We start from the raw sequence: 14,239 nt of genomic DNA, 5'->3' as shown, positions 1-14,239 counted from the left end.
CTGTCGCGAACGGTCGGCAAAGATGAGGATTCGGAATGAACGTCACTCACGCTCTAATCCACTCTGCTGCATTCCTTACTGCATGTCTTGCAAGTATCACGGCGGCGGCCTCTTCGCAGGCTTCGTATAAGCTGAGCACTGCATCCAACGGCGCCGTCACCGTCGAGCGCGGCGGCAAGCAGGCCGTGTTTCAGCCGGTCTTCACCGTCATCAAGGCGACGACGGATCCGCAGCTCGGTCTCTCGGGCTTTGCCTCGACACCCGGCGAAAGTCTCAACGGCGTGAACGTCGAGAACTATCCCCTGCCGCGTTGGCGCGCAGCCAACGGTAACGGGAACACTGACATCATCTACAACGCTGGCGCCGTCACTGAAGTCCGCGCGACGAATAGCCGTTCACTCCCCGATGGCGGCGCCGCCTGGAACTTCGCCGACAATCCCGAGTTCACTCTTGAAGCTGAAGTCCGTTCCGTCTCTGGCGAACCACCACGCATCTCTTGGAAATTCACTGCACGCACACCAGGTTGGTACACGGTCGGCTACACCGGCGCGCCCGCGAGCAATCCCGCCAGCGACGACGGCTTCCTGCAGCCGCTGATCTGGCAGGAGAAACGTTTCCCTCGCGCTCCGTTGATGACCGCGGAAAGCATGGGCGGCCTGCCGCTGACACTGGTCACGCGCGATGGAGTAACACGCGGACTCAGCGTCGATCCCAGCGAAAGCCCGTATCGTTTGCCGACCATTGCCAATGCACGGTTCGGCGTGATGCTGCGTAACCTCAAAGGCGAAGCGCAACCGGCGGCTTTCGCGCCCCTCCTGGGACAAACCGATTCTCGCTTCGAAGCAGGCCAAAGCGCGAGCTTTTCGGTGCGACCGCTGCTCGTGAACGGCGATTGGTATCAAGCTTTCACGGAAGCGGCGCGAGGCTTATTCGGCTTCAACGACTACCGTCAGAACTTCCAGCAATCGCTCAACGCGACCATCGACACAATGACCGAGTTCGCGATGGACGATGCGCACTCGGGTTGGGACGCGGATCTGCGCGGCTTCGACTACAACACGGATGTGAAAGGCACGGTCAAAGTCGTGTCAGCGCTGCACCCACTCGCCGCATCGCTGATCCAAGACGACCCCGAGGTATATCGTCTGCGTGCGCTGCCGATCACCGAGTTCCTGATGTCGCGCACGAAGTTTCTTTATAACGCGCTGCCCGACAGTCACGGACAGAACGCGGCGCGCGACATGAAAGGACCCGCCGCCGAGGTCTCGGAGCTGTCCGAGCTGTATCAAATGTCTCGCGGCCAGAGCCCAGTATTCCGTCACTACGCTCTGCAACTCGCCGGCAAACCGCGTCAGCTCAATCTGTTGATGGTCAGCGATGGCGCCACCTTCTGGGACAAACTTGCCTTGTATCGGCTGACGGGCGACAACGCGCAGCTGACGGCGGCTCGCTCACTCGCCGATGCTTACATCAAAGCGCGGATCGACACGCCGCAACGCGACTTCAGCGATGTCCGTCTGGAGACCGGCGGACAGTTCTGGTCCGACTTCGCGCCCCGCTTCGTCGAGCTGTTCGAACTGTGGCAGGAAACCAAAGAGCCGCGTTACCTGGCTGCCGCGCAGGCCGGCGCTCGCGCGTACGCCAGTTATGCCTGGTACTTCCCGCGCGTCCCCGGTGGCGAGATCACAGTGGATCACGGCGGCGTCGCTCCCGTCGGCTACTTCATGGCCAACCCCGACGCCAAGGGCATCCGCACTCCCGAGGTCACGCTGCCCGCGTGGCAAGTGTCGCAAGTGGGCTTGACGCCGGAAGCCCAGACCACCTATCACTTGAACCCCGCGACGTTCCTTGCACACCACGCCGCCTACGAGCTGCGCATCGCCGCGGCCACGAACGACTCGTTTCTGCATGACGCCGCCCGCTCGGCGATCGTCGGACGTTACAACTCGTTCCCTGGCTATGACATCAATGTCACCTTCTCGAACGTCTATGCGCGCAGCGACTATCTGAAGCGCGCGTTCTCGGAGCTCAACTACAACGAGGTCTACTACAACCACGTCTGGCCGCACATCGCACTGCTGACCGACTTTTTGCTGTCCGACTTCGAGACGCGATCGAAAGGCGCCATCGCGTTCCCGTCGCGCTACGCGCAGGGTTACGCTTATCTCCGCAGCAAGGTGTACGGCGATCGCCCGGGCAAGTTCATGGATGACGACAACGTCCGCCTGTGGATGCCACGCCGCCTCGTGACCAGCAACGATCCGCAAGCCAACTATCTCAGCGGCTATGGCAACGGCCGTTTTTATCTCGCGCTCAGCAACGAATCGGCCGAGGCACGCAAAGTTACTGTGTCGCTCGATCGCGAGCGAATTCCTTATGCGCAGGGGCGCGACTATGCAGCTCGTGTATGGGTCGACGGCAAACCGTCGGGCACCACTTCGGTGACCGACGGCTCGGTGACCCTATCGCTGTCACCGAAAGGACTGACGGCAATCGCCGTGGATGATCTGCCCGTGTTCACGCGCCTGCATACCGATTACTTCGATGCGCAGCGCGCGGCGCCCTCCACCGATAAAGGATTTCGCACCGACTCCTCGCCGGCAGGAAACATCACAGCGATGTTCCTGTCGTTCGCCGGACGCCGCGACTTCTATGTCTGGACTTCCGCGTCCGATAGCGACGTGAAGTCAGCGCGCCTCACCTTGAAGCACGGCTCCACCGAGCGCACGCTCGTCGATCAACGGCATCCGTTCGAATTCAGCGTGCCGGCCAACGATACCGCGACGCTCGACTACCAAGTGGAGTTCGTCCGCAACGACGGCAGCGTGGTCGACGGTGGGAGACGCTCGCTCGCGCGCTGAGCGAGCGCTCCCCGTCAGAACGTAGTGATGGCCTGCGCGTAGATATACGTCGTGTCGCCCTCACCGGGCGCATTCGGTGCGTTTTCCAGGAAGCGGCCGTGAAACAGGTGCGCGCCGCCCACTTCCAGCATCAGGTTGCCAGGCCATACGTTGTACTGAACCTGCGCTTCGAGCTGATGGCCAACGAAACTGCCGGAGTCGCCGCTCGGATCCTGCAGCCGCGCGGCGGTGTACTGGTCACGATCGCTCGCGAGCCACACCGCACGATAGCCGAGCATGCTGGACAGCTTGCGCACTGGCTTGGCTTCGACGCGTAAGCCCGGCGAGCTGATATTGCTGCGAGCGAATGCACCGTAGATGCCGGTCGGTCCGAAGTCGAAGCGGCGCGCGCCGTACAGCGTGTCGTAACGATTGTTTTCGTTATCCGTCGGGTCGTCGTCGCCGCTCGCGTAGTCGTAGGAGAGCTCCAGGCGCGGCGACAGCCTGCCCTTCCACATATAGCCGATCTCGCCATGGAAGAAGCCCGCGCGATGCTGGAGATCGTTGGTATCGGAGGCGGCCGTGCTCAACCGTGACGTGCCGAACTGATACGCCGCTTCCGTCTCGAAATCCCAGGATTCGGCGGCAGGTCTTCTAAAGAAACGAAAGCCCGGCGTGTAGATGTCGCGATCCGCCGCGGGAATGCCGACGTGATCGCGCGAGCGCAGTCCATAGAAAAAGGCTTCGCCGGTCGCGCCGTCAAATACATTTGGAACCGCGCCGAACACGCCCCACAGAGACACGTCCGAGCTTTCCGTGTCTAGCTCGTTCTCGTTGTCCAGCAGGGACGTCAGATCGGAGGGCCTGCGCTGCACCGGGCGAACATAGAAGGCCCGCGCCTCCATTCCATCGGAGCGCTTCCACAGAGCGTTCACACCCGTGTACGAGTTAATGGTGTTTCGGTAATTATTGCGTGCAACGAACCGGCGACTGCCGATATCGATGGTCATCCGTCCGGCGCTCACGTCCAGGCGGCCACCCGATGAAAAAGCATCGTCGAAGCGCATTCCCACAAGGGCCTGCAGCGGCTCGAGAGTGTTGACCGAATCCGTACCCAGCGTGGTGCGCGCATCGGCAAGTCGCTGGCGTGAATCCTCGAGCTCGACATTCGCGTAAAAGGAGCTCAGCGTGAGCCGCGCATTCAGCAACAACAGGCCGACGAAGATTTCGTCGGAGCCGCTGGCGCCGGCGCGATAGGGATGGTTCAGCGTCTCATAGCGACCGCGATAGCTCCCGCCGAGGCTGAACCAATTGGGAGCTGCCAACGCTTCTTCGAGCCGCCAGGGCGCCGCCTGGTCCGCAGCGCTCGCCACCACGGGCAATGCACTCGCTATCGCAATCGATGCGAGTCCGAAACGAATCATGCAGCTGCCGACCATCTACCCTTCCCGCACGGGATGCGCTATGTCTGGATCAACATAGCGCATTGTGCGGAATCCGGGGTGCGAACCGCAACCCCGGCGGTTCAGGTCAGGGCATGGTTTCGTAGCGTACGTTGGCGATTGAGTACTTCAGGTCGCTCACGCAACTCCAGAACCCGCCCACCGCGGGATGCAGTCCCAGCTGAGCGCACGAAAGTTCGGCGCGCTCGTCCTGCTGCGCCTGGCTCATGCTGAAGTAAGACTGCCAGGGCTGCGCGTGGGGAACGGCGGCGAGTTGCAGGCTCGTAGCATCGATGCGCTCAGGCGACCGCCGAGAAGTCACCACGCACTTCGCATGCTCCGCCGTGCCTCTCGTCAAGCCTTGCTGCTCGCATGACTGATCCGCCCGCGCGGTCATGCGGGCGTCCTGCAGACTGCGGACGGTGTCGGCGAGACTGCCGCCGCAAGCCTCCAATTCGGGCCCCACCTTGAGGCCCATGATCTCCTGGCATGTCTGCCGCACCATCGTGGCGCTGCCATCGTCCAGTCCGTAATTGCTCGGGAAGCTGGCGCACCCCAGCAGCCCGAAGGCGGGGGCGACGAGCGCGGCTTTGGCGATGAATCGTGTCAACATCGTTTGTTTCCTATCGGAGTTCGTATCAGTCGCCGCTGCTGTTCGACTCGCGGGCCGCCTCGGGCGCGCGGCTCGAAGTCACCTTGCCGTCGCAGACGGTGACCTCGCGCTCTTCGAAGCGCGCCATCTGCGAAGTCTTCGGACCTTTCGGCCACACGGCGACCCGCTTCGTTTCCTGACGGCACGAGGCGTCGCTGCGGTCGTTCGCTTGCGCGACGGCGGCCGTCGATCCGCCGAACAGGCCCAACACGGCGAGGCTGGCCGAGAGCGCGGTTCGGACGGGGACTCGGCGTTGAGTTCCACGAGAATGTGTCTTCATGCTTGCTCCTAAGGAATGTTTGCTCAGGCAGTCGCGACTTCGAGGAGACGACGATGCAGATTGCTGGCGTGCTGGCGATCCACGCCGGCCAGCTCCAGGTGAGTGCCTGCTTTGCGCCGCCGCTGAATCCAGTCGGCCAGCACTTCCGTGCAGGTGTGATCGAGTTGCGCGAGACCAGCCAGGTTGAGCCGGATGCGGCCCTCGCCCGGCAGGTCGTCCAGAATCTTGGTGAGGCCGGGCAGGCTCAGGAACGTGGCGCGGCCTTGCAGCTGGAGCTCGACATGCGCGTCATGACGATCGACCTGCACGTCCAGTTTCAAATTGCGCAGGTGAGGCAGCAGCTCGATCAGCGACAACACCAGGCCGGTGAGCACGCCCGTCAACAGATCGGTCGTGACCACCATGAACAGGGTGCTGGCCCAGATCAGCGCCGGCATCACGCCGTAGTGCTGGTAGAGATGCTTCACGTGGTCGAGGCTCACCAGACGCCAGCCGGTCACGACCAGCACGCCAGCGAGCGAGGCCATCGGAATCTCACGCAGCAACCAGGGCAGACCCAGCACGAACGCCAGGATCCACACGCCGTGCATGATGGTGGATGCACGGGTGAGAGCGCCCGCTTGAACGTTGGCGGAGCTGCGCACGATGACGCCGGTCATCGGCAACGCGCCCACTGCGCCACACAGGAAGTTACCAACGCCCTGCGCTCGCAGCTCTTTGTTGTAATCGGTGCGCACGCCGTCGTGCATGCGATCCACAGCCGCGGCCGACAGCAACGTTTCGGCGCTGGCAATGAAGGCAACCGCGAGCGCGGTCGCGATGAATTGCGGACTCAGCAGCTCAGTGAAACCGGCCCACGTCGGCCATGTCAGGCTGGAGAAGATCGACTCCGGCACATCGACGCGGGTGAGATTCAGCTGCAGAGCGTACGCAATCAGCGTGGCGAGCACGACGCCCACCAGCGCGCCTGGAATCAGGCGCAGATTCGCGGGCCGGAAACGTTCCCACGCCAGCATCGACACGATGGTGATGATGCCGGCGGTAAAGGCGCTCGCCGTGGATTCGGCTTCGGTGAACAGTCGGAACAGCGAGACCGGAATGGCCAGCAGATTCTCCACGCCATTCGGCTTCGGCAGATCGTCGAACAGCACGTGGAACTGGCCGATCAGGATCAGAATGCCGATGCCCGCCAGCATGCCGTGCACGACCGCGGGCGAAATGGCGCGGAACCAGCCGCCCAGTCGCGCGACGCCGGCGAAAAATTGAATCGCGCCGGCGAGCAGCAGGATCGGACCGAGCGCCACCACGCCGTACTGACGCACGAGCTCGAACACGATGACGGCGAGGCCCGCGGCCGGACCGCTGACTTGCAGCGGCGAGCCCGCGAGCGCACCGACGACGATGCCGCCGATGATGCCGGTGATCAGGCCTTTCTCGGGCGGCACGCCCGAAGCGACCGCGATGCCCATGCACAACGGCATCGCCACCAGAAACACGACGATGGACGCGGTTAGATCGCGCACGAAAACGTTCTGACGGGACATCGCTCCCGTCGGGCTCACGCCGGAGGACATGTGGCTACCTCAGGCGATGCGATCTAACGTCTGATGTGCGGCGAGACGCGCTGCATGCGGAAGCGCGATCGGCAGCGGCTTGTCGTCCCTGACAGGAGTGAACTGCCCGTCCTGATCGTCGAGCGCGAGAATCGAGCCCGAATGGATGTCGACGTACCAGCCGTGCAGAGCCAGCTGGCCCCGCGCGATGCCGGCGGCCACCGAAGGATGAGTGCGCAAATGCGCCAGCTGACAAACGATGTTCTCGAGCGTGAGCACCCGCAGGCGATCTTTGTGCGGCAACTCTGGATAGCAGCTGCGGACCACACCCTCAGCGGCGTGCGAGTGACGCAACCAGGCGGCGACGTTGGGCATCGCATCCAGTGCGCCCGGCTTCAACAATCCTTCCATCGCGCCACAGCCGGAGTGTCCGCACACGATGATGTCGGTCACACCCAGCGCGAGCACGGCGTATTCCACGGCCGATGACACGCCACCGTTCATCTGCGCGAACGGCGGGACGATGTTGCCCGCATTGCGCGTGACAAACAGGTCACCGGGCTCGGCTTGCAGGATCAGCTCCGGGACGATGCGCGAGTCCGCGCAGGAAATCATCAGAGCCTTGGGACTCTGGCCGTTGGTGGCCAGGCGGTTGTACAGGTCGGCATGTCGCGCGAAGACATGCTTCTCGAACTTGAAGACGCGGCCAATGACTTCGTTCATTCAACACCTCGACAGGAACTCTCCATGCCTGCCGGGGCGCTCCCGATCAGGCCGGACTGAAGAGTGCCGAGGTTTTTTTTCCCGTCTGCAGCGGGTTCGTTACAAAGTGTTGCCGAGGCGCGCGGGCCACGTCTGGCGTGGCAATACGATCTGGGCGCACAGGCCGCCCTGAGGCCGGTTGCTCAGGATGAGCTTGCCGCCCGCGGCGGCAATCGCACGTACTGCGATTGGAATGCCCAAACCGACGCCGGACGTGTTTCGTTGGCGCGCCGGATCGAGGCGCTGAAACGGGATCAGCACGCGTTGCATGTCCGCTTCCGGAATGCCGGGGCCGTCGTCTTCCACGAAAATACGGATCACGCTGTCATCCACCGTGAAACGAACGGCGGCGTGGTTGCCGTACTGGACCGCGTTGTTGGTGAGATTGCTCACTGCGCGTTTGAACTCGACCAGACGCAGCGTGGCGTCGCAATGCTCCGGACCGCTGTAGGTTATGTTGAAGCCGCGATCCTGCAGATCGTCGACCACGGTCGTGACCAAGACGGCGACATCGACGAGCGATGGCTTTTCCGGATGATCGTCGCCGCGAAAATAAGTGAGCAACGAGTCGAGCATCAGCTCCATTTCATTCACATCGTGAGTGAGCGTGTCGCGCATCTCCGCGTCATCGACGCAATCGACGCTCAGCCGCAGGCGCGCGAGCGGCGTTCTGAGATCGTGGCCGACCGCGGCCAGCGCTTCCGTGCGGTCCTTGATCATGGTGACGATGCGGCTCTGCATGTCGTTGTACGCGCGGATCAGATGACGGAATTCCGCAGGACCCTGCTCGGGCAGGATGGTCGAATCGCCATATCCGACACGCGTGACGGCTTCGGCCAGCAGGCCCAGCGGTCGCAGAATGACGCGCAAGGTCACCAGCGCGATGATCACGAGCGCGATCATCGGCAGACTGGCAATCAGGATTCCGCGCAGCTTCAGCGGCCACTTGCCGACCAGGTCTTGCGCTCTGAAGTGCAGCCAGGTGCCGTCGGAGAGTTGCAGCGAGCCGCTGACTTCCGTCGCAGCCCCTGGAGAGCCGAGATGCAGTCGCAGATCCTTGCCAGCAAGGCTCGGCTCCCACACGACCATCTGCCGGTGCATTTGCGTGAGCGCATCGGACCGTTCGCCCGGCGAGATCGGCTGTTGGAACCAGCCAAGCTTGAAATGTTGGGTCGACGCGTATTCGACGATTCTCGCGCGCCGCCCGGGTTCTTCACCCTCCAGCATTCTGGCGACGACGACGATGTGCTCGGAAGTGCGTCGCGCCTCTTCTTCTCGAATGCTGAAGCGACTGGTGCCTTCGTACACCAGCGTGTTCAAACTGAGACCGATGACGCCCGTGAGCGCAACAACCGCGAGCACGCGTCCAACTGCGCCGGGCGGAACGAGTTTGACGCGCATGGTCAGCCGTGAGTCACATCGGCCGTCAGCATGTATCCGACACCGCGCACGGTGACGATCGGCGCCGACTGACCCGCGCTCGACAGCTTGCGTCGCAAGCGACTGACAAGCACGTCGATACTCCGATCGGATGAATCGCCGAGCCGCACGCGTGACAACTCGATGAGACGCTCTCGGCCCAATACACGCTGCGGACTGCCGATGAAGCTTGCGAGCAAATCGAACTCTGCGCCGGTCAGCTCGATGCTGGCGCCGCTGGGCGAGAAAACAGAGCGTCGACGCATATCGACGGCCCAGCCCGCGAACTGCACTCTTTCAGGGCTCGCACCGTTGCTGCCGCTTTCGACCGGCCGACGCCGCAGCACGGCGCGCACTCGCGCGATCAACTCGCGCGTGCCGAAAGGCTTGGGAATGTAATCGTCCGCGCCGAGCTCGAGCCCGATGACGCGGTCCGTCTCGTCGACCTTGGCGCTGACGAAAATGATAGGCACGTCGCTGCGCGTGCGAATCTCACGACACAAGTCGATTCCATTCTTGCCAGGGAGCATGACGTCGAGAATGATCAGGTCGACCGGTCGCTGCTCGAGTGAATTCCACATCTCCGCCCCCGTCGAGGCTTGGAAAACGGCGAAGCCGTTCTGCTGGAGGGCGCGTGCAATCAATACTCTGAGTCCCGGATCGTCCTCGACCACGAGGACAGCTGGGGCAGTCATGTCACGTTAACGGGTTCATCCGCTCAGTAAAAAACGCGCACATCTAGCACGGTTCGGCCTCGGTTCGTCAACCGGCGCGGCTGCAAATCAGACTTTCCAATGGCTGTCGGGAACTTGCGAGAGGGCCAGGAGTCCTAGAACAGTTTGAGCAAATTCCAGATTACACGGCTGTCAGAATGTCGCTCAATCCCCGCCTAGGCGCCGGCCGGATACGCTCGCGTAACGATCATGCGGAATCGCTCCTCCGGGGCGAGTGGTCGAGCTCGCAGCTGGTTTTCGATCACAGCCACTGGACGTGTGAAGCGGTCGATATGCGCTGGTCAGCGCCGCATCACCTGATCGTACTCACGGAGAGCGGCACGACGGAGCGCACCAAAACCATCGCCGACGGCGAACTGGTTTACGACGGCCGCGACCAGCCAGGCGCGTTGACCTTCGTGCCCGCCAACGTCGAGCGGGTCGGCAGCTATCGCCGCGCCCGGCTCAACTACTCCGCGCTCTGGATTTCACCGGACTTGCAGCTGTCGGGCTGTGAAGATCCTTGGTCGCTGCCCGTGTTCGTCAATCGCAGCGACAACGTCATCCGCACTCTGCTCTCCTCGCTCAGCGCTGAGTTGTCACGCGGTTTCAAGCCAGATGCGGTGTACGTGGAACATCTCGCCGCGCTCGTATTGATGCGCATCCGCCAGATGGATGGTCGCAAGCCGCAGCCTCGCCGGCATGGAAAGCTCGGCGTGAAGACATTCGCGGTGGTGCGCGATTACATCGAACATCACATCGCTTCAGAAATTTCCTTGAACCATCTGGCGCACCTGGTCGGCATGAAGGCAGATACCTTCGCGCGCCGCTTCAAAGCGACCACGGGGCTGCCGCCATACGCGTATGTGCTCGAATGCCGGACTCGTCGCGCGGCAGAACTGCTGAGCCAGACCGATATGCCCATCAGCACGATCGCCCATTCGCTCGGTTATTCCAGTCAAAGCCACTTGACCGCCACGCTGCGCCGAGTGCGAGGGCTCACGCCTCGCGCGCTGCGTGCCGCTCGAAATCCCGAAAGCTGACAATTCTCCGGATTCCTGAAAGACAACGGCATCTGCTTATCGGACACTGGCTGCTGCGCGTTTGTCGGGGTGATATGCCGATGTTTGATCGTCGAGCAGTGATGAAAGGTCTGGCCGCAACCGGCGTGCTCGCCGGCTGCCGCAGTTGGAGCGCAGAACCGCCACCCATTCCGGCAGGCTCGCGCGCCTGGAATGTCGAAGCGATCGCTTATCACGATCTCGAGCAGCGTCCGGGATTCAAGCTGACGATTCTGGAGCGTGGCGGTCGTTGGTATCTGTACACCGGATGTTTCTGGCATCGCGGCTGGAACATTCTCGATGTCACCGACCCTGCGCGGCCCCAGCTGGTGAACTTTCTGCAGGGACCCGACAACACGTTCACGTTACAAGTGGACCTCGCCGACAACACCCTCATCACCAGTCTGGAGAAAGGACTGGAGAATGCTCCCTGGGGCCTCGATCCAAAGGGGCCTTACGAGGAAGGCGTGTTGCTCTGGGATCTCACCGATCCCATCCGGCCGCGACGAGTCGGTCACTACCGGACCGGAGGTCGCGGCACTCATCGTAACGGCTACCAGGGCGGCCGTTATATGCACCTCGCCGCCGGCGCGCCCGGATTCACCGGCAACATTTACTCGATCGTCGACATCCAGGATCGTACGCGCCCGAAGGAAGTCGGCCGCTGGTGGGTGCCGGGTCAAGATAGCGCCCCCAATGCGAGCGCACCTGCACGCGATGAAATGGCGTCACACGGCTTCTGCAATATCGACGGCAAAGACGTCTCGCTACACGGGCCCGCAGTGATTGAAGGTAATCGTGCGTGGTTGCCGTACGGCGCGCCCGGCCTCGTCGTCCTGGACATTTCTGACGTAACACGGCCACGACAGATCGCACGAATTCCCTTCAGTCCGCCGTTTCATTCGACCTTCGGCGTGCACACCGTCATGCCCGTACCCGAGCGTGGCGTTGCCTATGTGAGCTCGGAAGACACTTCATACGGCAAGGGCGCCGCACATTTCGCCGGCATCGTCGATATTCGAGAGCCCACAAAGCCCACGCTGATATCGCTTTTTCCCGAGCCCATTCCGCCGCAAGGTGCAAGCTATCGCAGCTTCGCCGAACGCCCGGGGTGGAGCGGTCCGCATAACACCAACCAGTTGCAGCACAATCCCGCGGTCCAGAAGCAAGGCGATCTCTTTTATATGGCGCACTTCAACGCGGGCCTGCGCATCTACGACGTCTCACATGCACGCCTGCCACGCGAAGTCGGTTGGTTCATGCCGCCCGATCCGACCAAGCGACTCGGACCGATGCCACAAGGACCACTGGTGACGCAGACCGAAGACGTGCTGGTCGATCGGCGAGGCAACATCTACATCACCGACAAGAACCAAGGGCTGTGGGTTCTGCGCTATACAGGGCCGAAGCGCGCGCCCGCCTAGGTCGCACTCGTCGACGACGCGCCATCCGAGCGCGCCTTGGCAGCGGCCTGCCGGGCGCTGAGCCCATGCTTCTTCAGCAAGGTTTGCACATGGCTGCGATTCATTCCGATGTTGCGCGCAAGATTGGTCACGCTGAAGTTCGCCTTCGCCAGGCACTCCTGCAGATAGCTGCGCTCGGCCTCGTCGCTTGCCTTGCGCTTGGCGTCGTTGAGCGAGGTGGCCGTGTCCGCCTCCGCCTGCGAGGTGCGTTCCGGAACTCTGGAACGCACATTCTCCGGCAGATGCTCCAGGTCCGCGGTATCGGCGGCCAGGCATGAAATCCGAAAAATGATATTACGCAGTTCGCGAATGTTACCCGGGTAATCGTAACCGCTGAGGAAGGTCGTCAGCCGTCGCGACAATTTCACCGGCTGCCGCTGCAGCCGCGCCGCTGCCTCGCTCGCGAGATACTCGATCAAGAGCGGAACTTCATCGCGCCGGTCGCGCAGCGCCGGCAACGTGATCTGGATGATGCTGAGCCGATAATAAAGATCTTCGCGGAAGGCGCCCGCCTTGCACATCTCCAGCAGGTTCTTGTTGGTCGCCGCGACGATGCGCGCATCGACGCTGATGACCTGGTCCGAGCCCACTCGCTGAATCTCGTTCGACTGCAGAACTCGCAGCAGCTTCACTTGCCCGATGAGCGGCAGCTCGCCGATCTCATCCAGAAAGATCGTGCCGCCATTCGCAGCCTCGAACTTGCCGGCCCGATCGGCGTTTGCGCCCGTGAATGCGCCCCGCTTGTGGCCGAACAGTTCGGATTCGAGCAGGTTCTCGGGAATCGCTCCGCAGTTCACCGTGATGTACGGGCGCTCCGCACGGTTGCCGTTCGCGTGAATGACTTTGGCCATGAGCTCCTTGCCGGTGCCGCTCTCGCCATCGATGAGCACTGGCAGATCCGTGCGTGCGGCCTTCTCCGCGATCTCGAGTGACTCGATCAGTCGTGGGCTGTCGCCAAACACGCCTTCGAATTGAAAGTCTCTCTCCAGAAGTGCGTGCCGCCGCTGCGCGACGCTCTGATTTCGTGGCGTGGAGGCACTGGCTTTGACGAAGCGTTCCGTGTGCGACAGGCGCAGCACCTCTTCACGCAGCGTCGTGCACTGGTTCAGCAGCTTATTGATCTGCGGCCGGTCGAGACTCTGCGCCCAACGCAACGTGGAACGCAGAATCTCGATCTTTTCCAACAAGGCCGCGTACGAGATCGTCGCCTCCGGCTGCAAGTCGACGGTTTTCATCGCGGCCAGGCCCCATTGAGATGAAGTCGAATCACATGATCTCGAGCCGGTGCTCACTGGCCTGAGCCGCCAGCCACTGCTCTCTCAGCAGGCGGCGGATCTCCGTCTTGGTGTCTTCGTCCAACGTAGCCGGCCGCTTGTCGTTGATCATGAAGATCTCGAAGCACGTGCCATCCGGCGATGCGAACGGCCCGAGAATCTCGCCCTTCTGCGCATGGAACACCTTGGCCTCCACGTCGCCGCGCATTGCTCCGCGCAGCACGCTGCCGATATGCCCGCCGTGGCCGCGTGTATCGGCAATCGAATGCTCGCGCGCCAGCCCTTCGAATTGCTCAGGCTCGTCGCTGAGAATCGCCATGATCTCCTTGGCCTCGCCTTCGGAGTCCACGACGATGTGGCTCACGTCGATGCTGTCGAACTGCGGCGAGTTCAGGCGGAAGAACTGTTCCACCTTGTCGTCGGTCACCACCTGTTCCATCATCTTTTCGAAGCACAGCGTCTCGGTCACATAGATCTCGTACTCTTCGGGCGTGACCTTCATGCCGTCCAGATAGCGCTTCATGTCCACCGCGCGATGCAGCCCGTTCACGCGGCGCATCTGATCCGCGCGCTGCTGCACCGACTCGGGCGTGAGCCGGATGCCGTGCCGCTTCGCCGAATGCACGGCCAGTTTTTCCTGCACGATTTCATCGATGAGGGCGTCGAACCGGCCGCTCAACTTCAGCAGCTTGACGAAGCTGTCGGAGCTGATGATTTCGTCATTGATGCGAATGAGATTGGTCATGACGAACACTCCCCGAAAAATAAATACTCAAAACA

General features: G+C 62.3%; 12 protein-coding genes. 3 read left to right on the top strand and 9 right to left on the bottom strand.

What is annotated here, in order from left to right:
* Positions 1–35 precede the first annotated feature (35 nt).
* Positions 36–2,861, top strand: coding sequence for a hypothetical protein (locus tag VGD45_RS12980; protein WP_331155735.1), 2,826 nt, complete (start codon positions 36–38; stop codon positions 2,859–2,861).
* Positions 2,862–2,875: 14 nt separating this feature from the next.
* On the opposite strand, the gene VGD45_RS12975 is transcribed toward VGD45_RS12980, so the two are convergent.
* The 7 genes from VGD45_RS12975 to VGD45_RS12945 all read right to left on the bottom strand — a co-directional run bounded on the left by VGD45_RS12975 (position 2,876) and on the right by VGD45_RS12945 (position 9,643).
* Positions 2,876–4,264 (bottom strand): alginate export family protein, encoded by a 1,389-nt coding sequence (locus VGD45_RS12975; RefSeq protein WP_331155734.1) that lies wholly within the window; start codon positions 4,262–4,264, stop codon positions 2,876–2,878.
* 106 nt (positions 4,265–4,370) lie between these two features.
* Positions 4,371–4,895 (bottom strand): hypothetical protein, encoded by a 525-nt coding sequence (locus VGD45_RS12970; RefSeq protein WP_331155733.1) that lies wholly within the window; start codon positions 4,893–4,895, stop codon positions 4,371–4,373.
* 25 nt (positions 4,896–4,920) lie between these two features.
* Positions 4,921–5,214: a hypothetical protein gene (locus VGD45_RS12965; RefSeq protein WP_331155732.1), complete on the bottom strand. Its 294-nt coding sequence runs from the start codon at positions 5,212–5,214 to the stop codon at positions 4,921–4,923.
* Between the two features lie 23 nt (positions 5,215–5,237).
* Positions 5,238–6,788: a SulP family inorganic anion transporter gene (locus tag VGD45_RS12960; protein ID WP_331155731.1), complete on the bottom strand. Its 1,551-nt coding sequence runs from the start codon at positions 6,786–6,788 to the stop codon at positions 5,238–5,240.
* Between the two features lie 9 nt (positions 6,789–6,797).
* The gene (locus VGD45_RS12955) at positions 6,798–7,490 is read right to left on the bottom strand and encodes a carbonic anhydrase (RefSeq protein ID WP_331155730.1); all 693 of its coding nucleotides are present in this window, start codon (positions 7,488–7,490) and stop codon (positions 6,798–6,800) included.
* Between the two features lie 99 nt (positions 7,491–7,589).
* Complete coding sequence (locus VGD45_RS12950) at positions 7,590–8,930, bottom strand: ATP-binding protein (protein ID WP_331155729.1); 1,341 nt, start codon at positions 8,928–8,930, stop codon at positions 7,590–7,592.
* 2 nt (positions 8,931–8,932) lie between these two features.
* Complete coding sequence (locus tag VGD45_RS12945; RefSeq protein WP_331155728.1) at positions 8,933–9,643, bottom strand: response regulator transcription factor; 711 nt, start codon at positions 9,641–9,643, stop codon at positions 8,933–8,935.
* A 311-nt stretch (positions 9,644–9,954) separates the two neighbouring features.
* On the opposite strand from VGD45_RS12945, the gene VGD45_RS12940 reads away from it, so the two are divergent.
* Together VGD45_RS12940 and VGD45_RS12935 are read left to right on the top strand one after the other, a co-directional pair.
* Complete coding sequence (locus VGD45_RS12940; RefSeq protein ID WP_331155727.1) at positions 9,955–10,704, top strand: AraC family transcriptional regulator; 750 nt, start codon at positions 9,955–9,957, stop codon at positions 10,702–10,704.
* 80 nt (positions 10,705–10,784) lie between these two features.
* The gene (locus VGD45_RS12935; RefSeq protein WP_331155726.1) at positions 10,785–12,146 is read left to right on the top strand and encodes a hypothetical protein; all 1,362 of its coding nucleotides are present in this window, start codon (positions 10,785–10,787) and stop codon (positions 12,144–12,146) included.
* On the opposite strand, the gene VGD45_RS12930 is transcribed toward VGD45_RS12935, so the two are convergent.
* Both VGD45_RS12930 and VGD45_RS12925 read right to left on the bottom strand, forming a co-directional pair.
* Positions 12,143–13,420 carry a sigma-54 interaction domain-containing protein gene (locus VGD45_RS12930; RefSeq protein ID WP_331155725.1) on the bottom strand — a complete coding sequence of 426 codons (1,278 nt, stop codon included), beginning with the start codon at positions 13,418–13,420 and terminating at the stop codon, positions 12,143–12,145. The genes VGD45_RS12935 and VGD45_RS12930 overlap by 4 nt on opposite strands.
* A gap of 31 nt (positions 13,421–13,451) precedes the next feature.
* Complete coding sequence (locus VGD45_RS12925; protein ID WP_331155724.1) at positions 13,452–14,204, bottom strand: peptidylprolyl isomerase; 753 nt, start codon at positions 14,202–14,204, stop codon at positions 13,452–13,454.
* Positions 14,205–14,239 lie beyond the last annotated feature (35 nt).

Source organism: Steroidobacter sp. (assembly GCF_036402275.1).
Lineage (GTDB): Bacteria > Pseudomonadota > Gammaproteobacteria > Steroidobacterales > Steroidobacteraceae > Steroidobacter.
Note: the sequence above shows the minus strand (reverse complement) of the source record. Positions and strands in the feature narration are given on the sequence as shown.